26 protein-coding genes are annotated in these 19,400 nt (G+C 44.2%); 21 read left to right on the top strand and 5 right to left on the bottom strand.

Annotation, left to right across the window (positions count from 1 at the left end; all coding sequences use genetic code 11):
* Positions 1–4 precede the first annotated feature (4 nt).
* A complete protein-coding gene (locus tag ACXADE_RS12470; protein ID WP_474980790.1) occupies positions 5–970 on the top strand; it encodes a DUF294 nucleotidyltransferase-like domain-containing protein in 966 nt (321 codons plus the stop codon).
* A complete protein-coding gene (locus ACXADE_RS12465; RefSeq protein WP_474980789.1) occupies positions 967–1,689 on the top strand; it encodes an exonuclease domain-containing protein in 723 nt (240 codons plus the stop codon). The genes ACXADE_RS12470 and ACXADE_RS12465 overlap by 4 nt, the downstream gene beginning before the upstream one ends.
* Positions 1,690–1,751: 62 nt before the next feature.
* Here the strand turns inward: ACXADE_RS12465 and ACXADE_RS12460 are convergent, their stop codons facing one another.
* A complete protein-coding gene (locus tag ACXADE_RS12460) occupies positions 1,752–1,889 on the bottom strand; it encodes a hypothetical protein (protein WP_474980788.1) in 138 nt (45 codons plus the stop codon).
* A gap of 351 nt (positions 1,890–2,240) precedes the next feature.
* Here ACXADE_RS12460 and ACXADE_RS12455 point away from each other — a divergent pair, with 351 nt between their 5' ends.
* The 3 genes from ACXADE_RS12455 to ACXADE_RS12445 all read left to right on the top strand — a co-directional run bounded on the left by ACXADE_RS12455 (position 2,241) and on the right by ACXADE_RS12445 (position 3,458).
* Positions 2,241–2,717 (top strand): HIT family protein, encoded by a 477-nt coding sequence (locus tag ACXADE_RS12455; RefSeq protein ID WP_474980787.1) that lies wholly within the window; start codon positions 2,241–2,243, stop codon positions 2,715–2,717.
* A complete protein-coding gene (locus ACXADE_RS12450; RefSeq protein ID WP_474980786.1) occupies positions 2,710–2,952 on the top strand; it encodes a hypothetical protein in 243 nt (80 codons plus the stop codon). The genes ACXADE_RS12455 and ACXADE_RS12450 overlap by 8 nt, the downstream gene beginning before the upstream one ends.
* 248 nt (positions 2,953–3,200) lie before the next feature.
* Positions 3,201–3,458, top strand: a complete 258-nt coding sequence (locus tag ACXADE_RS12445) for a hypothetical protein (RefSeq protein WP_474980785.1) — start codon at positions 3,201–3,203, stop codon at positions 3,456–3,458.
* Between the two features lie 56 nt (positions 3,459–3,514).
* Here the strand turns inward: ACXADE_RS12445 and ACXADE_RS12440 are convergent, their stop codons facing one another.
* Positions 3,515–4,513, bottom strand: coding sequence for an LLM class flavin-dependent oxidoreductase (locus ACXADE_RS12440; protein ID WP_474980784.1), 999 nt, complete (start codon positions 4,511–4,513; stop codon positions 3,515–3,517).
* Positions 4,514–5,814: 1,301 nt separating this feature from the next.
* Between ACXADE_RS12440 and ACXADE_RS12435 the strand changes: the two genes are divergently transcribed.
* The 4 genes from ACXADE_RS12435 (at position 5,815) to ACXADE_RS12420 (ending at position 8,452) form a co-directional block, all read left to right on the top strand.
* Positions 5,815–6,507, top strand: a complete 693-nt coding sequence (locus tag ACXADE_RS12435) for a DUF1538 domain-containing protein (protein WP_474980783.1) — start codon at positions 5,815–5,817, stop codon at positions 6,505–6,507.
* Positions 6,504–7,274, top strand: a complete 771-nt coding sequence (locus ACXADE_RS12430; RefSeq protein WP_474980782.1) for a DUF1538 domain-containing protein — start codon at positions 6,504–6,506, stop codon at positions 7,272–7,274. The genes ACXADE_RS12435 and ACXADE_RS12430 overlap by 4 nt, the downstream gene beginning before the upstream one ends.
* On the top strand, positions 7,228–7,956 hold the full coding sequence (locus ACXADE_RS12425; protein ID WP_474980781.1) for a P-II family nitrogen regulator: 729 nt from the start codon (positions 7,228–7,230) through the stop codon (positions 7,954–7,956). Before ACXADE_RS12430 ends, ACXADE_RS12425 begins: the two co-directional genes overlap by 47 nt.
* 103 nt (positions 7,957–8,059) lie before the next feature.
* A complete protein-coding gene (locus ACXADE_RS12420; protein ID WP_474980780.1) occupies positions 8,060–8,452 on the top strand; it encodes a hypothetical protein in 393 nt (130 codons plus the stop codon).
* 38 nt (positions 8,453–8,490) lie between these two features.
* On the opposite strand, the gene ACXADE_RS12415 is transcribed toward ACXADE_RS12420, so the two are convergent.
* Complete coding sequence (locus ACXADE_RS12415; protein ID WP_474980779.1) at positions 8,491–8,676, bottom strand: hypothetical protein; 186 nt, start codon at positions 8,674–8,676, stop codon at positions 8,491–8,493.
* Positions 8,677–8,981: 305 nt separating this feature from the next.
* On the opposite strand from ACXADE_RS12415, the gene ACXADE_RS12410 reads away from it, so the two are divergent.
* Both ACXADE_RS12410 and ACXADE_RS12405 read left to right on the top strand, forming a co-directional pair.
* Entirely contained in the window at positions 8,982–9,311 is a 330-nt protein-coding gene (locus tag ACXADE_RS12410) for a hypothetical protein (protein WP_474980778.1), read from the top strand.
* Between the two features lie 13 nt (positions 9,312–9,324).
* Complete coding sequence (locus ACXADE_RS12405; protein ID WP_474980777.1) at positions 9,325–9,642, top strand: hypothetical protein; 318 nt, start codon at positions 9,325–9,327, stop codon at positions 9,640–9,642.
* Positions 9,643–9,686: 44 nt separating this feature from the next.
* Here the strand turns inward: ACXADE_RS12405 and ACXADE_RS12400 are convergent, their stop codons facing one another.
* Together ACXADE_RS12400 and ACXADE_RS12395 are read right to left on the bottom strand one after the other, a co-directional pair.
* Positions 9,687–10,193, bottom strand: coding sequence for a GNAT family N-acetyltransferase (locus tag ACXADE_RS12400; protein ID WP_474980776.1), 507 nt, complete (start codon positions 10,191–10,193; stop codon positions 9,687–9,689).
* Positions 10,190–11,179, bottom strand: a complete 990-nt coding sequence (locus tag ACXADE_RS12395) for a glutathione S-transferase family protein (protein ID WP_474980775.1) — start codon at positions 11,177–11,179, stop codon at positions 10,190–10,192. The genes ACXADE_RS12400 and ACXADE_RS12395 overlap by 4 nt, the downstream gene beginning before the upstream one ends.
* A 206-nt stretch (positions 11,180–11,385) precedes the next feature.
* On the opposite strand from ACXADE_RS12395, the gene ACXADE_RS12390 reads away from it, so the two are divergent.
* The 10 genes from ACXADE_RS12390 (at position 11,386) to ACXADE_RS12345 (ending at position 19,377) form a co-directional block, all read left to right on the top strand.
* Positions 11,386–11,952: an RNA polymerase sigma factor gene (locus ACXADE_RS12390; protein ID WP_474980774.1), complete on the top strand. Its 567-nt coding sequence runs from the start codon at positions 11,386–11,388 to the stop codon at positions 11,950–11,952.
* Positions 11,945–12,748: an anti-sigma factor gene (locus ACXADE_RS12385; protein ID WP_474980773.1), complete on the top strand. Its 804-nt coding sequence runs from the start codon at positions 11,945–11,947 to the stop codon at positions 12,746–12,748. Before ACXADE_RS12390 ends, ACXADE_RS12385 begins: the two co-directional genes overlap by 8 nt.
* 131 nt (positions 12,749–12,879) lie before the next feature.
* Positions 12,880–13,260, top strand: coding sequence for a VOC family protein (locus tag ACXADE_RS12380; protein WP_474982225.1), 381 nt, complete (start codon positions 12,880–12,882; stop codon positions 13,258–13,260).
* Positions 13,261–13,448: 188 nt separating this feature from the next.
* Entirely contained in the window at positions 13,449–13,946 is a 498-nt protein-coding gene (locus ACXADE_RS12375) for a GNAT family N-acetyltransferase (RefSeq protein ID WP_474980772.1), read from the top strand.
* A 137-nt stretch (positions 13,947–14,083) separates the two neighbouring features.
* Positions 14,084–14,899 carry a lipid II flippase Amj family protein gene (locus ACXADE_RS12370; RefSeq protein ID WP_474980771.1) on the top strand — a complete coding sequence of 272 codons (816 nt, stop codon included), beginning with the start codon at positions 14,084–14,086 and terminating at the stop codon, positions 14,897–14,899.
* 16 nt (positions 14,900–14,915) lie between these two features.
* Complete coding sequence (locus ACXADE_RS12365) at positions 14,916–15,446, top strand: P-loop NTPase family protein (RefSeq protein WP_474980770.1); 531 nt, start codon at positions 14,916–14,918, stop codon at positions 15,444–15,446.
* Between the two features lie 188 nt (positions 15,447–15,634).
* Positions 15,635–16,996 (top strand): copper amine oxidase, encoded by a 1,362-nt coding sequence (locus ACXADE_RS12360; RefSeq protein ID WP_474982224.1) that lies wholly within the window; start codon positions 15,635–15,637, stop codon positions 16,994–16,996.
* 78 nt (positions 16,997–17,074) lie between these two features.
* Positions 17,075–17,731, top strand: a complete 657-nt coding sequence (locus ACXADE_RS12355) for a class F sortase (RefSeq protein WP_474980769.1) — start codon at positions 17,075–17,077, stop codon at positions 17,729–17,731.
* Between the two features lie 122 nt (positions 17,732–17,853).
* Positions 17,854–18,507 (top strand): DUF429 domain-containing protein, encoded by a 654-nt coding sequence (locus ACXADE_RS12350; protein ID WP_474980768.1) that lies wholly within the window; start codon positions 17,854–17,856, stop codon positions 18,505–18,507.
* An 84-nt stretch (positions 18,508–18,591) separates the two neighbouring features.
* Positions 18,592–19,377, top strand: coding sequence for a putative hydro-lyase (locus ACXADE_RS12345; RefSeq protein ID WP_474980767.1), 786 nt, complete (start codon positions 18,592–18,594; stop codon positions 19,375–19,377).
* Positions 19,378–19,400 lie beyond the last annotated feature (23 nt).

Genomic DNA, 19,400 nt, shown 5'->3' with positions numbered 1-19,400 from the left:
ATGGATGTTCAAGACTTATGAAGACATTAAACGATGGAGGACGGAAATGTTTCCTTCCGTAATGGAGGACCACTTTCAATTAAATGCTTTTCACGACCAATTGATTCATCATACCTTTCATTTGGCGAAAGAAAAAATTGAAAAGGAGCAGGGACCCGCTCCTGCTCCTTTTGCATTTTTTCTCATGGGTAGTGCCGGAAGATTTGAACAGTCGATATGGAGTGACCAGGATCATGGACTTCTATATAATGGGGAAGAGAAAAATCAAGCGTATTTTTTAACCCTTGGAGAAGAAGTTGAGAAGGGGCTTGCGGTTGTGGGCTATGAAAGATGTGAGGGGAACGTGATGGCCTCAAACCCTTTATGGTGCCAGCCCGTCGATATGTTCAGTCGTCAGGCGGTTGCGTGGCTGAAGGAAAAAGAGTGGCATTCGCTTAGGAATTTCCTCATATTCTTCGACTCCCGGGTGATTGTGGGTCACACAGAGTTGCTGGATCAAGTAAAGTGTCGCGCTTTTAAAATGCTGGATGAGAACCCGAAGGTTTTAACTCGGTTAATCGACAACGTCGACTATGTCAAAAAAGGGGTGGGTGTATTTGGGCAGCTGCTTCCAAACTACAGCGGTGAGAAAAAGGGGCGCTTTGATTTGAAACAGACCATATATTTTCCATACGTAAACGCGATGAGAATCCTTGCTCTTGTTCACCAGTTTACCTCTTCTTCTACATTATCGAGGTTCCAGTCCCTTCGTACGCATTATCCGGATCTTTCCTTTTATGAAAAGAGCTTTATGCAGTTCCTGAATCAAAGACTAACGTTAAAAAAAGGAACGCATCTCTATCGTGAGGTTCACACTCTTACCGTAGAACATTTGACGAAAGAAGAAAAACAGCAATTGAAAAGACACGTCAGAACCTCCCAAAGACTGTATCAGATGACCAAATCCATTTTAAAAGAAGCATCGACATGAACCCATTCGTCCAATTTGTCAAAGATTTATCAGGAAGAATCGGCAATGGATTTTCTTCGTTAAATCAAAATGACCCTTCCAATATGGCATACTTGAGAAATTTAGAAAGAGAAATGAAAAGCGGGAACCCGCTCGACCTTCCTTTTGATCAATTAGACATTACAGTATTCGATTTGGAGACGTCTGGATTTTTTCCGTACAAAGGGGATCAGATTTTATCCATCGGCGCAGTGAAAGTCAGAGGGGACCAGGTGATGGACCCAGAAAGGTTTTATACGCTGGTTAATACGGATGTTGTTCCTTCGGAGGAAATCGCGTCGTTGACAGGAATTACGAAGGAAATGATGGAAAGTGCACCTCCTTTAAGGGATGCACTGAAGGATTTTTTTCAATATGTGAGAACCGACCTGCTGGTTGCCCATCATGCAAACCATGAAAAACAGTTCATGAATCACGCGACATGGGTGGCATTGAGGAAAAAATTCCAACATAGGATTGTGGATACGGCCTTCCTGCTCAAGGTTCTTCATGAGGAGGAAGCAATAGTGACCTTAGACGCTGGCTGCAAGGCATTCGGTATCCAAAACAAACAGCGTCATCATGCGTATTATGATAGTCTGGCTACAGCCGAACTCTGGATCTCATGTATCAAGGGACTGAAGGAAGAAGGGTTTACTACCATTGGGGAAGTATATGATGCGCTGGGGAAGATGGAGTGAGGGGGGGAATCAAGTCCGGAGGCCACAGAAGAAATCCTGAGGGGAGCCCCTCAGGATTTTTGTTATTGATTCGATCCCGGTCCTTGTACTGGACGGTTTTTATTCGTGCGGTGACCAATTTCTTCTTCAATCGGAAGGCTTTCTTTCGGTGTTTTGTTATTCGTCTTTGCTGCGTTCATTTGTGAAGTTCTTTTACCCATCACTCTCAACCTCCTTCATAGTTCTAGTTTGTTAAAGAGTGTGTTTCCTAAGACAAGGAAATTTTTGCAATCCATTGAAACGTTTAATCGTGCCGTTCCGTAAGTAATTACCGGGAGGGAAATCGGTCATGACTATTCCTGGAACTTTCAAAACTAAACGATCAAAGCGGGACGTGAAACATTCAAATAAAGGAAACATATGGGGGATATTGTTTGAAGTCCTCACCTGGATCCCTGAGTTGTTAATCTTTCCCATTCGGTTGGCGGGTTGGATCTTTAAAGGAATCGGCAGGTTAGTCGGCTTATTCATAGAAGCTCCATGATATTTCACGGGAAGTCAGGAGGAGAAGAATGAGAACTATTACATTAGCAAATGGAAGCAAGGTGACTGTGGAGTGCCTCAGTTGTGCGTTGACCAGTGGTGTGGTCGAACCTGATGGGGGAGTCATTGCGGAAACTGAATATTTTCATGCTCATCAGGATGTTGCTTATCCAATTAGAGGGCTGGTCATTGTGGCATCCAAACGTCATGTCAAAGGACTGGATGAACTGACGATAGAAGAACAGCAGGATTATATCACTTTCATTACGAAAATAAGAAAAGCCCAAAGGGATGTACTCGGGATTGAACACGTGTACTATTTTTATAATGAAGATACGACCCACCATTTTCACTTGTGGATGGTACCGCGCTACGACTGGATGTATGAATTTGGACGTTCTGTCGAGTCCGTTCGGCCGGTATTGCTTCATGCGAGAGAGAATGGAACAGATCATCCGGACGTGTTGGAGGGAATTCGTTCCTTAAGGGAGGCGCTGCATGAATAGAGGTTTCTTCCTGCTTCTTTCGATCTTCTTTCTTCTACCTTCTGTGACTGAGGCAGAAACCTCATGGATCATTAGTGAAGAACGAGCGAGTGAGTTTTTTTATCAGGTGAAGAAAAATCAAGAGACATACATATGGATGGTAGAAGGACGGCAGCAATCGAAGGCGATCAAGGAAACTGGTGAGAATGAGGCGGTCTTGGAGGCGTTTAGGACGAGTGTAGAGAGATGCGCATAGTCAACGCATCACTTTGTGGATTCTGGGTGTGGCCATTGGACTGATCCTTTTGTTCTACTCTTTTCTGTTCATCAAACAGAAGCGGATACTAAAGGAAGCATGGCCGGCCTCCGTTTTTCCTGTAGGTGTACTACTATCTATTATTTTTAACGCGTCGATTGAATGGAGTCGACACTTGCAATCAGCAGATCATTTTTTCCAAGCTCTTATGCATTATCAATGAAGCTTTGTGCAAAGGAGGTATGGACATGGAAATAGCATCCACACGACCACGAGTTTTGAAAATGATGAAGTATGTGTTTGGGGTGCTTGTATTGACCATGAGCGGATATGGGTTATGGACGGAGGACTTTCGGATTCTGCCGTTCATGTTATTGATGTTAGGTTGTATGTCATGGATAAGTGGGATGGTCGATTTGGAAAAAAGGAAGGTCCCGCATGCATGTTTTAATTTCTTCCTGGCGGTAGCGGTTTTTGTGTATCTCTTTTATGCATTCGTCTTATGAAAGAAAGCCCTCTGAATCCCAGAGGGCTTTTTTATCGTTCGTTTGGAAGGTGGGACTTACTGTTCGTTCATGATTTCAGCAACAATTTCATAAGAACGGACGCGGGCCTGGTGATCGTAAATTTGAGAGATGATCATCATTTCGTCTGCTTCTGTCTCTTGTTGGAAATTCTCCAATTGTTTTCGTACGGTTTCTTTACTTCCGATTATAGAGGCGCCTAGCTGCTGTCTTAGGGCTGCTTTTTCCTGAGCTGTCCATACTTCATCCATATCATCCACAGGCGGCTGAAGGAGATGGTTCGTATTGCGTACAAGGTTCAGGAATTGTTGTTGAAGAGATGTCGCCAGTCTTTTGGCCTCTTCATCTGTATCTGCTGCGACTACGTTGACGCCTACTTTCACATAAGGTTCATCAAGGGCCTCAGAGGATTGGAAGCTGGAGCGGTATAAATTTAAGGCTCCATGCGTGTTATTTGGTGAAAAATGACTCGCAAACGAGAAAGGAAGACCGAGTTGACCGGCAAGTTGGGCACTAAAACCGCTGGAACCCAGCAACCATATAGGGATGTCCAACCCTTCACCTGGGATGGAGCGAATGTGGTGTTCCCCATTGAAATACCCTCTTAGTTCATCCAGCATGGCGGGGAACTCGTTCGGATCAGAGTCAAGGTTTCGTCGTAAAGCGCGAGCTGTCATTCCGTCTGTTCCAGGAGCCCGTCCAAGACCTAAATCTACGCGGCCTGGGAAAAGCGTCTCAAGTGTTCCGAATTGTTCGGCAATGATGAGCGGGGCGTGGTTCGGGAGCATGACCCCTCCAGAACCAACCCGGATCGTTTCTGTGTGATGGAGTACATGACTGATCGCCACTGCAGTTGCAGAACTTGCAATGAAAGGCATATTATGGTGCTCGGCCATCCAGTACCTTGTAAATCCCCATTTTTCAACATGCTGGGCAAGGTCTACGGTGTTTTGGAAAGAATCTGCCGGTGTCCCCCCCTCAATGACAGGGGCAAGGTCAAGAACGGAAAATTTAGCGTCCGTTAAATTGGTTGCCATTAGAAGACCCCATTTCTTTATGGTTTATTATGCTTCATTCATGTTAACAATCAACATTTATCATATCAGCTGTATTTCGTGTCTCAAAATAATCTGTTCTGAAAAATTTTCGTTTGCTACGCTTCTATGTTTGTGGCTCTGTTAAAGTTTAGTGTTGATATTACCGCAAAGAGGAACTTCCAATTTTATGGAAGTTCCTCTTTTTTATATTTGGCTATTCAACGAAAGCTCCCTTTTCTTGAAGACTCAGCTTCGAGATGTTCTGGGGGTTCATTGCCTGGTTGAGCGTTAGGGGCGGCTGGGAAGCCACTCGCTTTCCTGCGGGGATGGCGGCAAGCCTCCTCGGACTTCGTCCTGTGGGGTCTCGCCAGCCAATCCATTCCCGCGGGAGTCTCGCAGCTTCCCAACCACCCCTTTCATAGTAAAGAGAAACGACCCCTATACCTAGAGAAATTGTTCCCTCTTCCCCATTTTAAGGCAGGCATAAAGTGCTCTGTATCAAGCTTATAAATTCTGAATGCCTGCTGTGGTGAGGTTATATGATCTACTTTCCTCAGTCATTCAAGCTGATTGTTCCAGTAGTGATTTAGAGAATCTGCCATGGCAAAGGGGCGGAGGGGAATGGCGAGACTCCTGCGGGAAAAAAGTGCAGGGTGAGACCCCGCAAGGCGTTAGCCTGAGGAGGCTCACCGCGCTCCCGCGGAAAGCGAGTCATTCCCCGCAGCCCTATCCACAACACAGAAGTCTCGAAATCAAGTCTTCAACAATCCTGCCATTTAGCGAAAGGCTCCGTTTCGAAATCATAATCCGACAAGATTCAATGGTTACATCGTGAAAGTAGATCATCTAAAGGTTTCGACACTTGGAAATAAATTCCCTTTTGCCATCTTATCTTTCATTGTCACTTCCATCCGTTGATGCAAATATCAACACTGAACTTTAACAGAGACATGTTTATATAAGAGGGGGCTTTAATGCGGGTGATCGTAGTTATTATTGTACAGAGGATCTGTTACCTATTCCGTTTATGGCCATTTTTAAAATGTTGCGTACACCTATGGGGGGACACTGGGACTGAAAAACATGTTCTTCCTGTGGAGGATGCTGTAGAAAAATGGATGTGGGTAAGTGGCACGATTGTATTCTTCCTAGTAATCTTCACAAAAGATTGGGAAGCCTCCTTTTTTAGTAGAGGGGAATGATCATGAAGGAACGATGAAAGTGATATACTGGAAATAACCTACGATTTAAAAATGGACATCCAGATCGAAGCTCCTCAAATCTCTCGAAGGAGGTTTTAGATGGATAATATTAAAGAAACGTTTCTGGAAGTCGTCCTTTCCATCCTGCCTATCACTATTGTTGTCACCATCCTTCAATTCACGCTCGTTTGGCTTCCCATGGACATGTTCTTTCAATTCCTCATAGGTGTTTTAATGGTCGGTGCCGGCCTTATCCTTTTTCTCCTTGGAGTGAATATCGGTCTGTTACCTGTTGGAGAAATGATCGGATCGGCTTTATCCAAAACAAAAAGAGTCTGGATCGTGGTGTTTTTCGGTTTTATTCTGGGACTTGTGGTGACGATTGCAGAACCAGATGTACGGGTGTTGTCTTCTCAAATCGACATAGTATCCGGCGGACAGATCCCTATGGATATTCTCATTTTGTCCGTAGCTATCGGCGTCGGTGTTTTCGTAGCGCTGGCTGTGTTCCGGATCATTTTCGATATAGATATCGTTTATCTGCTTGCAGGCGGATATACCTTTGTTTTCCTGCTCGCCGCTTTTACCCCGAGCGCGTTCGTCCCTATCTCCTTTGACGCTGGAGGGGTCACGACCGGTCCTATGACCGTTCCTTTCATCCTCTCCCTAGGCGTCGGCGTAGCTGCTGTCATGCGTGGTAAATCTTCCTCAAGTGATGGTTTCGGTCTGGTAGCACTGGCATCCATCGGCCCCATTTTATCCGTTCTTTTATTAGGGGTGATTTATGGGTGAATATTAAGATATTCGATGGATTCTGGCATGTTTTATTTGACGTTGCTGCAGCCCTCATACCCTTATTCTTCTTATTCCTTCTCTTTCAACTAGTATTTCTTAAACTGCCATGGAAAAAGCTACAGGACATCTTGGTCGGGTTCTTTTTGACATATGCTGGACTGGTTCTGTTTTTGCAAGGTGTCCATATCGGTTTTTTACCGGTAGGGACGATGATGGGGGAGAAACTTGGGTCCATGGATCATGTGTGGCTCCTTATTCCTATCGGATTCGTCCTCGGCTTTGTAGCGATTTATGCAGAACCTGCGGTCAGTGTTCTTACCCATCAGGTGGAAAAAGTGTCGGGGGGTTACATCCCGCAAAAACTCCTGCTCTATACGTTGTCCTTTGGTGTCGGGTTATCCATTGCACTCTCAATGGTACGTATTCTGCTTGGGATTCCAATCTGGTTCTTTGTTGTTCCGGGATATGTGGGCGCCCTGGTCATCGTTCGTTTTTCCAGCAAAACCTTTACATCCATCGCTTTTGATTCAGGTGGAGTAGCGACTGGTCCGATGACTGCCACTTTTATATTGAGTCTGTTTGTAGGTATTGCATCTGTAACTGAAGGTCGGGATCCACTTTTAGATGGGTTCGGGATGGTGGCACTCGTGGCCCTGGCCCCGATCCTTTCTGTACTTACCCTGGGCATGATCTATAGGAGAAAGGAGCAGGAGCAATATGACAAAGAACAAATCAGGGCAAAAGCTCATAGTAACGATCGTTAAAAAGGAAAAAGCAAAAAAAGTAGTCCATGCCTCAACACTCGCAGGTGCTCAAGGGGGAACGACATTTTTCGGGAAAGGATTCAGGATGGATGAAAAGAAACGCTTCCTCGGTATCCCTGTAGAAAGGGAGCGCGAAGTCATCCTTACACTTGTCTCAGATTCCATCTTCCATACGGTTATGAATGCAATTATCCATAGTGCAAAATTAAACAGACCAAGACAAGGAATAGGGTTTGTTATTGATACGAAAAAGCTAAGTGGAATCAATCATATGATAGGGTTGGGGCTAAATTCCGGTACTCACGAAGGAGAGGATGGAATTCAAATGGAGAAGCAGAAAGTCTCTTATGATTTAATTGTGACCATTGTAAACAAAGGTGATGCGGAAAAAGTAGTGGATGCTTCCAAAGATGCTGGAGCCGAAGGAGGAACTATCATCACAGGGCGTGGCACGGGCATCCATGAAAAAGCGAAGTTATTCAATATCCTGATCGAACCGGAAAAGGAAGTAGTGTTGACGTTAATTGCGAAAGACAAAAGTGATGCGGTTCTGCAAGCTATTGAACAGGGAGCACGGTTAGGAGAGCCGGGCAGGGGAATTGCTTTTGTCCTGGACGTCGAGAGGACAGTAGGAATTAATCACCTGCTCAACGAAAAAATGCGGGACGAAATGAAGGAATAAAAGGCTATTCATCAAGAGAAATCCAGTGCAAATCCAAAAAATGATCCTTGATGCTAAGTCAGGAAAATAAATTTAGAAGAAACGGTGGGCAGGGGGAGTACGTGTGCGAAAGCTGATCCTTTTAATGTTTGGCGCGATGGTTGTTCTTGCGGGATGTGGATCTGAAAAAAAAGATTTAATAAATGAGTTGAAATCGGAAGTGGAAGATCGATATAGTGTCTTAGCCTTCAAAAGTGAAAACGAGTCTGCAGAATCATTTCAAACGAAAATCAATCAGGTTTTCAATGATCCCGAAGTGTGGGAGAGCAGGCTCTTTTCCTTTCAGATTTATTCTAAGATTCCGACACATCCCTATGATTATGAGAGGCTTCTGGATATAGAGAAGCAGCCATTTTTTATCGTTTTAGATACAGAAGGAATCATTTTCCGTTCTGATAAGCTTACGGAATTGGAACATTTTTTAATCGTAGACGGTCATCATCACTCCTCTGAGTAACAGAAAAAAGCGGAAGCTCTATGCTTCCGCTCTTCTAATTAAAACGGTTTTGTATGTTTAGGGTCCTGTGATTTTTTGGCAGCTCCTTCATCATAATAAATTTCTTCATAGGCTTCTTTGGTCTGAGCAGCTGCTTTGGATGTTGCCTGGCTTTTCCTTTTGCGGTCATAGTAAATGGAGAGAGTAATCAGCACAATTGGTATCAAGAGCAAGAGCCATAACATGAATCGTTCCTCCTCATTGTTTTTGGCTTATACTAGCTCTATTCCCCTTCATAGAGTTTTCATGCTGTTTATGACATGAAATGCATCTAAGGAACTGCTTCATGTAATAAACATTTTAAATTCTTTACTTGTTCATTCAAAAATTGTAAAAAAAGAAAGCGATCCCGTTCCAATCTTGTCTTTCATGAAAAATCCTCCCTGATCTCTCATTTTTGTATCAGAGAACTTATACAGCCTTTTATAAGAGCGCCCAGACCAATTTCTTTCCATGCACATAGGTTAAGGAGAGGTAAAGGAAGGGGAGCTTGGGTTGGATCGAGTGTATCATCACGGACACGGCACTTATATTCCTGGATATGGGTACCATCATGGTCATGGCACGTATGTCCCTGGCTATGGATATCACCATGGACAAGGAACATATTCTCCTGGAATTGGATACGAGCACGGGCACAGCACATATGTGCCAGGTTATGGGTACCACCAAGGGCATGGAAGTTATGATCCTTGGTATGGTGGGTATCATCACGGCCATGGAGGGTATTATTAATGGATCATTAAAAAAGGAACTCTCCTATGGGAATAGTTCCTTTTTTTATGCGCGTACGCATAAGATGCTTGTACAGGACTTTTGAGGAGGGCGACTACTTGAAAAAGTTTTATCCTATCATGCTGCTCTTAGGTGTCTTTTTGATCATCGGTTACATGGAATCTCCCAAGATGAAACTGGAAAACCATTTCCGGGTCCCTGTTGGTACAGAAGAGATTAAAACAGAAGTGGTGAACACTAAAGGGAAGGGGGGGTCACGGGCAACAATGGAGTTGGAGCTCAAACACGAGGGAACGAAATTCGTGGATGGATCTAAAGTGGAAGCGTACCGTGAATATGAGATATATAAGAATCGAGATGGTCAAATTGTAGAGGAAGTGCCTACAGATTATTATAACTATATTAAATACGAATGATAAAAAAGGTTCACTTTTAGTTAGAGTGAACCTTTTTCATTATTTTAGATAGATCGTCGGAAAGCTTTAACGATGATACCATCATTCGCAGGTTCAAAGTCATGTTCCGGTAAACGCTCGAATCCGAAGCGCTCATACAAGGCAATGGCATCTTTCATAAAGTCACCCGTATGTAGACCGATCTCAGAGTAGCCTTTAGCTTTTGCCCTTTGTATACATTCTTCAATCAAAGCAGAAGCAACGCCTTTTCCTCGTGCCTGAGGGATAACAGCCAGTACTCGAATCTCAGGGTAGTCTAGTTCATCTACGAATCCTTCATAGGCATCTGTTTTCGCTGGGAAAAGGGCAACACTTCCGAGAATGTTTCCGTTCACTACTGCCACTAATAAATCCACGCCCGGCTGTTGATCAGCCTCAGAAGAAATCGCTTTTTTCAAGGCCTGCCAATGTTCTTTGGGGATAGAGGCAATATGATCTTCATAGGCAGCGATTCTCAGTTCCCGTATTTCAAGAATTTCTTCTTCTTTCGCATTTCGAATCGTAATGGTCATGGCGTGCTCCTTTGGTAGTGGAACTTTTCTTTCGTGCTGCTTAATTGTTCCCGGTGATGAGGGGTGTCCCATACTGTAAGGTCAGGACCTTTCGGAAGGATCTTTTCCTCCGTATCATCAGGGTTAATGGTAATGGATAAATGATAATGCTGTTTAATGGCATGAAAATCAGTGGTCTCACCAAATCCTTCTGTCTGATACAAGTCACGGGCATAACCCCATAGGTTCGGAAACTCACGAATCAGGTTCCGATTTGTATTGAATGCGTTATAGTAAGCGATATCAAAGCGGGCAAGGGTTGTATATAACCTTACGTCAGCGTCCATGATGAAGTCTCCGAGTAGAAAGCGGCTCTTAGCCAAGTGGTATTCAAGTTCATCAAGACGCGCAAAAAGTCGATCATAGGCCTGTTCATAAGCCTCTTGTGATTGGGCAAAGCCACATTTATATACACCGTTATTGATGTCATGGAAGATGGCATCGCTCCATTGATCGATGTTTTCTCTCAGTTGCCCGGGATAGAGGTCAGGCGCACCGTCTTTATGGTAAGGAGACCAGACGGTTTCGAAATCCGTTGTCAAAGTGAAATAATCATTGTTCACCGCTTTTTTCTTATCAATATCGACCATCACGGGGACTGTTGGGCGTCCAGTATAGCCAGCATCCGCATTGTAGTAGACTTCACTCACATATTGGATACCCAGTTCAGGGTCTCTGTGACCTTTATCTAATGAAAATTCCCAATCCACCCGGCCGACCTGGGGACGTAGGGGGCTAGCGGTCCCTAGGCTGATGGATGTATCAAGTCCGAGAATTTTCCGAACAATGACGGCCCGGTGTGCCCAGGGGCAGGCAGGAGACCACAGGAGCCGATATTTTCCTGAATTGACAGGAAGATCTTTCCCAAAAGCAGCTGTAAACTGATTTTGTTGTCTTTTAAAGGACCCGTCTTTATGGATTTCTGCAGGTTTTCCAGTTGGACTCATTAAAAATCCCTCACTTTCAAGATAATGGCTCTTCATCCTTTTATCGCATGTTTGCAAAGGCTGGTCAAATGAAAAGGAAAAAATTTGAGGAAATCTTAGATGAAAAGTGATCTATCCATAAAAGTTTTGCGTATTCTTCATGAAACATGAAAGATCTCCTTTTAAACGATATACTAGAGAGACCATGGCAAAAAAGGGGAAATTAAATGAGCAAACCGACGGACTTTGAATTGTACGAACAAATCCGCAATCAAGACAAAGCTGCTCTTGAAACCCTCTACAACCGTTACGAGAAATTACTATATTCATTTGCCTTTCGTATGATGAAGGATCAACAGGCAGCAGAAGAAGTAATGCAGGATGTTTTCATAAAGTTGTGGAGAGGCAAAGGAGCAGGTCAATATGTGAAGGAACGCGGGAAGTTTTCAAGTTGGCTGCTGACCATCACAAGGAATGCTTCCATCGATCTCATCAGAAAGAAGAAAGTACAGGAAGTGGAATGGGATCAGAGGGATTCCATGCATGAAGAAATGCCGGGTGTCGAAGAAGTCGTTACAGATAAAGAAGATCGTGATCAGCTGCGCCAAGCGATCGACACCTTGCCTGATGAACAACAACGGATGATCTGCCTTTTTTATTTTCAGGGTTTCTCTCAAAGGGAAATCGCTGAAAAGTGCGACATTCCCCTTGGAACGGTTAAAGGACGGGTCCGGCTCGCTTTGAAAAAATTACGCGAGCACTTGGATGAGAAAGGGGGGACCAACAATGAATGACAAACAGTGTGAAAATGTCCTGGACTATTTGAATGACCAGCTCTCAGAAATAGAAAAAGAAAAGTTCGAGCAGCATTTGAAAACGTGTTCCGACTGCAGGGAAGAAGTACAGGAGTTGGAAGACTTAATGGGAGAGTTTCCTACCCATATGAAACAGATAACACCTCCTGCCGGTATGAGGGAGCGCGTCCTGGATGGTGTTTTCGCTGCTGAGGAAACGGAAGAAGCGGATGAAGGTGAGTCGTTTGGAAAGGTGATTCAACCGAAGAAACCGAACCGTTGGAAAGCCTGGGCAGGTGCGCTTGCCGCTGGTCTCCTCTTATCCGTTGGAGGAAACATCTTTGCAGGATTGCAATTGCAAGAACTTTCTTCACAAAATGATAACCTGGAGTCGGATCTTACTGATCTTCAGGTCGCCCTATCAGAACTGGAAGATCGTGAAAGCGGGGATGGGGATACGATGACGCCAGCTCAGCGGACACAGCTTGCCTCCACAGGGCAGACAGGGTCCGGAGTCGCGACATTCGTCAATCGCAGCATCGGTTCTGAGCTGCTTGTCCAAGTAGATGAAATGTCTGCTTTGGAAGGTGAACAAGTGTATCAAGTTTGGTTGATTGAAGGTGAAACACCAGAACCTGCTGGTGCTTTCACAACAGATGAGGAAGGGCATGGAGCTGTCACGTTCAGGATTGATGAAGAAAACCGGAAATCCTGGGATGCGATTGCTATAACGAAAGAGCCGCAGCCGAATAATGATCTACCAGAAGGCGACGTTGTTCTTCAAGCAGAACTTTAAAAGTGATGAAAGAGACCGGCTCAGAAGAGTCGGTCTCTTTTATATTCAATCAGTGAATAGAATACAAAAGGGAGGAATCGCTTCTTCCTGGGCGAATATTTAATAAGGACGTATAGTGGAGGTGGACGATGATGATCAATCAAGTGGGGCAGGTTATGGTGTACGTGGAAGATCAAGAACAAGCCCTCCATTTTTGGACGGAGAAAGTGGGATTTATACTCGTGTCTGAAGAAGGAGAGGGGGAAATGAAATGGTTTGAAATCGCCCCGGATGAACATTCAGAAACGACTCTTGTTCTTCATGATAAAGAAGTAGTTGCGAAAATGTCTCCCGGTGTGAATCTGGATACGCCTTCCTTGATGTTCTTCGCACACAACTTAGACCAGCTTCATCGTAAGCTAAGCGATCAGAACATAACAGTAGGAGAGGTTGTTCAAATGCCGGGTGGCAGAGTCTTTAATTTTGCTGACGATGAAGAGAACTATTTTGCCGTCATGGAGAGAAATAAATAGTTAAATATAGACTTGGTGCTTCGGCGATGATTATTTCCATTTGGAATAATCATTTTTTTCGACATGAGGTAACATTTACAAATATTGGACGTCTAATAATGAAAGGAGGTTTATTGACAAGATTTTCATTGTGATTGGTTAGAACTAAAATTTTTTATGGAGAATAAAGGGGGGGAGCGGCAGCGGTTATGTTGCGAACATCCAGGACGTTTATTACAGAATTTCAACATACTGATGAATCTGATGTAATCGGGCTTTACTTGGATCCATTAGTTAGAAAATATCTCGGAGGAGTTCGTCAAGAAAGCAAAATGAGCAGTGTTTTGGACGACTTGCTCCATCCTCAAGAATCCTCTCTAAGTTTTGTCGCACGTGAAAAAAGGTCCTGCCAATGCATCGGTTTGGTTACAGTTGATTCACATCATGATCAGAAAAATCTCGAGATTTCTTATCAAACTTTCCCCAAGTGGTGGGGGAAAGGGATCGGTGCTGAAGTGGTTAGGGAAGTGGCTGGTTATACTTTTGATGTACGGGAGGTTCCAAACCTTTTGGCAGAAACTCAGGCGGCCAATATTCCTTCAATTAAACTTTTGAAGAAAATAGGAATGGAATTTGAACGGTCCATCTATCGGTTTGGGGAGAAGCAATATATTTATTCTTTAAGTCGTGATTCACTTTCTCGCTAAACGCTGAAGTAGGGAATGATAGGAAGTTATCATAGCACATGTAAGAGGAACCATAGGCGTCTTATTGGAAAGGAGTCTTATATGTTAAAAGCCTAAGAACATCTTTTATGTAAGGATGTGCAAAAGGAGTTCCCGTTATGGAATTTATTACTGAAAAAGTCATCTATATCGCTTTATTTATTTTAATCATTCATACAATAGAAACACTCGCCTATGCGGTCAGGCTCTCGGGTGCAAGAGTAGGATTGATCGCTTCTGCATTATCGCTGTTCAATTTGATGGTGATCTTCTCAAGGATGGCCAATATGATGCAGCAGCCGTTTACAGGAAGTCTCATAGACACTGCGCCATCAACGAGTCCCCTTCCTTTTGTAGAAAGTCAATTCAGAGCGATTCTCGGAGCATCCACACTGGGTACGCTGCTCGGAATCATACTGCTTCCCACGTTCACTGCATTATTTTCACGATCGATCATTCGGTTATCCGAACAAGCAGGGTCCATCCCTTCATTATTTCGGATGCTGTTTTCCATCGAATACATAAAGAGAGGGCTGCACCAAGTTCACCTGCCTAACCGGACTCATTTGAAGGATTTCTCATTGACTCATATTCCGAAGCGATTGTTTTTCATTAACATGCTTGTAACTTCGATTTATACAGTAGGAGTATTATCAGCCCTTTATGCCGCTCTTCTTGTCCCAGATCGAGGATCGACAGCCATTATGGCTTCTGGATTGATCAATGGGATAGCTACCATCCTACTCGTAGTTTTCGTAGACCCGAAGATTTCGGTTATGGCTGATGATGTGATCAATAAAAAGGGAGATTACTTAAAATTGAAAAACGTGTCTTTAATGATGGTCACCTCGAGACTTTTTGGCACGATTCTCGCTCAACTGGTCTTCGTTCCTGGGGCTCAGTATATCGCCTGGTTCACTCAATTCATCGTTTGAATAAAGGAGGATTCCTATGGGAGATATGAAAAAGATTCATATCATCGGTTCAGTTGGAAGCGGGAAAACTACGCTTGCAAGCAAACTTTCAGATAGACTTCGGATTCCTTTTTACGAGCTGGATAATGTCGTGTGGAACAGAAAAGAACCAGTCGATATAAGGAGAACGGAACAGGAACGTGCGCAGTACCTGAATAAAATCACAACTGAAGATCGATGGATTATTGAAGGTGTTCATAATGAATGGTGGGTGGAAGAAAGTTTCCTAAAGGCAGATATCATCATATTTCTGGATACGTTCTATTCTGTCCGAACTTACAGGATCATCAAGCGGTTCTTATTCCAGAAGCTGCGATTGGAGACGTCCAACTATGATCCTACGATTCGCATCTTCTTCAAGATGTTCAAATGGAATAAATATTTCGAGAAGAATGGGAAGCCGAATTTCTTTCGTGAACATGAGAATGTCCACGGGAAGGTTGTGAAAGTGAACGGGGAAAGAGAATTGTACAGAAAGATACCTGAGCTGCAGAAGGGTCAGGAATAGACGATTATATACGCTCGACCATAGAGGGTTCTGTGGGAGGGTTATTTTTTATGTGGTGAGAAAGCCTGTTATGATCCGTTTTTTCGACTTTTTAAAACTTTTTTTGCTTTTTTGTGATCCAAACAGAAACTCCTCTCGTTAGCTTAGTGAAATCAATTAAAGAGGAGTGGTGGAAAATGAAAAAACAAATCAATTGGAAAAAGTCTTTGATCGCTTTGCCGATGTCTGCAGCACTGATGCTGCCGACAGCCACGGTTGCATTCGCAGATGATCACGGGGATCACGATAAAAAAATGTCAGATGTAACGGTATCTACACCGGCAGCTGATTTACGCGCTACTCTGGATCAGTCGCTTTCCGAGCACGCCTATCTGGCCGTAGTAACGATGCAGAAAGGGATCGAAGGTGCTGATGATTTCGATGCAGCAGCCGCAGCCCTTGAAGGGAATACACAAGATTTGACCGCAGCGATTTCTTCCGTATACGGAGAAGAAGCTGGTGAACAGTTCGAATCCATGTGGTCAGAACATATTGGATATTTCGTCGATTATGTAAAAGCGACGGCTGAAGATGATGAAGCAGGTCGGGAAGAAGCTTTGAGCAACTTGGACAACTATCGTGAAGATTTCTCCATGTTCCTTGAGTCTGCAACAGATGAACGCTTGGAAGCTTCCGCACTTGCTGAGGGACTTCAAATGCACGTGAATCAACTCGTTGGAGCTTTTGATAACTATGAAGAAGGCGACTTCGATGAAGCCTATGAAAAACTCCGCATGAGTATCGATCATATGTATGGGGTCGGAAAAGGTCTATCTACAGCAATTACAGATCAATTCCCTGAAAAGTTCGAAAACACGAATCCGGCAACACCTGCCTCTGACCTTCGTGCTGACCTTAACCACCTGCTATCAGAGCATGCGGCACTTGCTGTTCTTGCCATGCAGAAAGGCGGCGATGGTGCTGAAGACTTTGAAAATGCTGCTGGTGCCCTTAGTAATAACACAGAAGATCTGACAGCCGCGATCACTTCAGTATATGGTGAAGAAGCGGGACAGCAATTTGAGGACATGTGGTCTGAGCATATCGGTTACTTTGTTGACTATGTAGAAGCGACCGGCGCAGAAGATGAAGAAGCAAAAGAACAGGCGCTGACAGCTCTTGACGGCTATCGCGCAGACTTCTCTGAATTCCTTGATACGGCAACGGAAGGCGGATTGGAAGCAGAGGCGACAGCTGAAGGACTTCAAATGCACGTCAACCAATTGACAGGGTCCTTTGACAGCTACGTGGAAGGTGACTTTGATGAAGCGTACAATCAGCTGCGTGAAGCATACGCTCACATGTACGGAGTAGGGGAAGGCCTATCTGGAGCCATTGTAGCTCAAAACCCTGACATGTTCGCGTCTGACATGCCGTCAGAAATGCCGAAAACAGGTCTTGGTGGAACAGCTGATCAAGGGCTGAATGCATGGATGATCGCATTTGCCAGTATGGCAGCCGTACTATTCGCGGCCGTTATAGGTATCCGCAAAACTAAAAATAATGCATAAGAAAATTACCAAAAATTCCTACCCCTGGTCATACAATTATTACCAGGGGTAGTTTATATAGATTGAAGGTGAATGAATATGTTCAGATGGATTCCTATGCTGATCCTATGCTTTCTGATCGCCTGCTCAAGTGGGAAGATGACGGAAGAGAGTGGCGATGATCAGAATGGTGCAGATCAAACCGAGAAGACAGAAGAAAAGAAAAGTTTAAGAGAAATGTATGATGAACAGAAAGAAAAGGCAACTTCGTCAGGGGAGCATAAAGACGAGACTGCTGTTCAACCGAGCGGGCTCACGATTCCCGCCATTGGTGTCGAGGCAGATGTTGAAGAGGTTGGACGTTATGACACGGGACAAATGGGGGAGCCGGAAAGTGTTGAAGGTGTCGGGTGGTACAAAGACGGTTATCAACCCGGTGAAAAAGGAAGTGCTGTGCTCGCCGGTCATGTAAAAAGTACCACAGGACCAGCCGTGTTTTATGATTTGAAGCAGTTGGAACAAGGGGATGAGGTCATCGTAACGGATGTACAAGGGAAAGAACAGACATTCATCGTACAAAAATCAGCCGCTTATGACCGGAAAAGTGCTCCATTGAGTAAAGTCTTCGGTTTCTCCTATCGAAGGCAGTTGAATCTGATTACGTGTACGGGGGAGTTCAATACAGAAGCAGGTACACATGATAAACGACTGGTCGTTTATGCCGTCCATGAAAACGATGTAAACCCTGCAGGATAAACAGACATCTATTTTTCTATAGATGTCTGTTTGTTATTGTGTCAAAGAATCCATGGAAACAGATCAGGCTTTTCAAGAGTCATAAATGATGTATGCTGTTAATAGACAGGAGGTTAAAGCGGATGCATTATATTGGCATCGATTTATCGGGACCAAGTAACCCCAAAGATACAGTACTCGTTCATTTTAAAAAGGAAAAGAGTACCCTTCAGTTTATTGACCATATGAGTCCATTGAATGACAAGCAGTTGATTACCTACATCCAGAAGCTCGCCCAAACAAATCCTGTGACCATCGGGATGGACGCGCCGCTTTCCTATGAAGATGGTGGAGGTGATAGAGAAAGAGACCGTGACTTGAGACGCTTCATCCGTAAGATCGGCATGAATGGATCTTCCATCATGCCACCAACGATGATGCGGATGGTCTATTTAACGTTGAGAGGGATCCGCTTATCAAGAGAAATCGGAAGCTTGACCAATCTTCAAGACATAAACATCGTTGAAGTTCACCCTGGGGCTGCCCTTGGAGCACGAGTGAATAGTGTTGACGATGTCCTTCGTTATAAAAAAGATTTATCAACAAGAGAAAAAATCTGCAGGTGGTTTGGTTCTCAGCAATTAAAAGGTGTTCCAAATACGATGGCCAATGAGTCTCATAGGATGGATGCATGTGCCGCTGCCCTGGCTGCTTGGCATTGGCGAGATGATGATCAAGATCCGAAATGGCTTTATAAAGCTTCTCCTCCCCTTCATCCTTATGACTTTTGCTGTTGAACATGAAACGTTCATTGCCTATATGAGACTAGGCAAGACTTCAGTGACCATAATTCTTCAAGATAAAAAAGGAGTGTTCCATTCATGAATCCAAAAGAACAACGGCGTTTTTTCAGAACAGAAGAAGGATCCGGGACGACTTCGGGTATGTGTGAACGATTCATCCAAACAAATCTTGTCACGCTGCCTCAGGCCTATGCTTTCGATTTTCTATTGTTCTGTATGAGAAATCCGAAACCTTGTCCTCTGGTAGAAGTGATGGAGGCGGGACAGACAATTCCGAAAGCAGCGGATGCCGACATACGGACAGACCTGCCGCGGTATAGAATATACCGGGAAGGGGAGTTTTCAGAAGAAGTGTTGAACATATCTGATGTATGGCAGGAGGATTTTGTAACGTTCCTAATCGGATGCAGCTTTACGTTTGAAAAAGCGTTGCTGGATGGTGGTATACCTCTGCTTCATCAAGAACAGCAAAAAGTCGTTCCTATGTTCGACACCAGTATTCCTTTAGAATCTGCGGGCATATTTAAAGGAAACATGGTAGTCAGTATGCGAGCAGTTCCCAATCATTTAATTGACCGGGCCCTTGAAATATCCGAACAGTTCGGTCAATCTCATGGTGGGCCCGTCCATATGGGGGACCCCGAAGAAATTGGAATCAGAGATATCCATACGCCTGATTACGGGGAAGCTGTGGAGTTCGATTCAGAGGAAGCTACTCCTTTATTTTGGGCCTGTGGTGTTACCCCACAAAATGCAGCGCTGCAAGCAAAACCATCCATTATGATTACACATGCTCCTGGACACATGCTGATTACTGATCAGCTGGATCCGATTTATGCAAATAGTGGTATCCAAAAGCCTTAACTTGCAACATGCTCCTGGGAGTG

Source organism: Halobacillus sp. ABR2_026, assembly GCF_056158545.1.
This window is presented reverse-complemented; position numbering and strand designations above follow the sequence as displayed.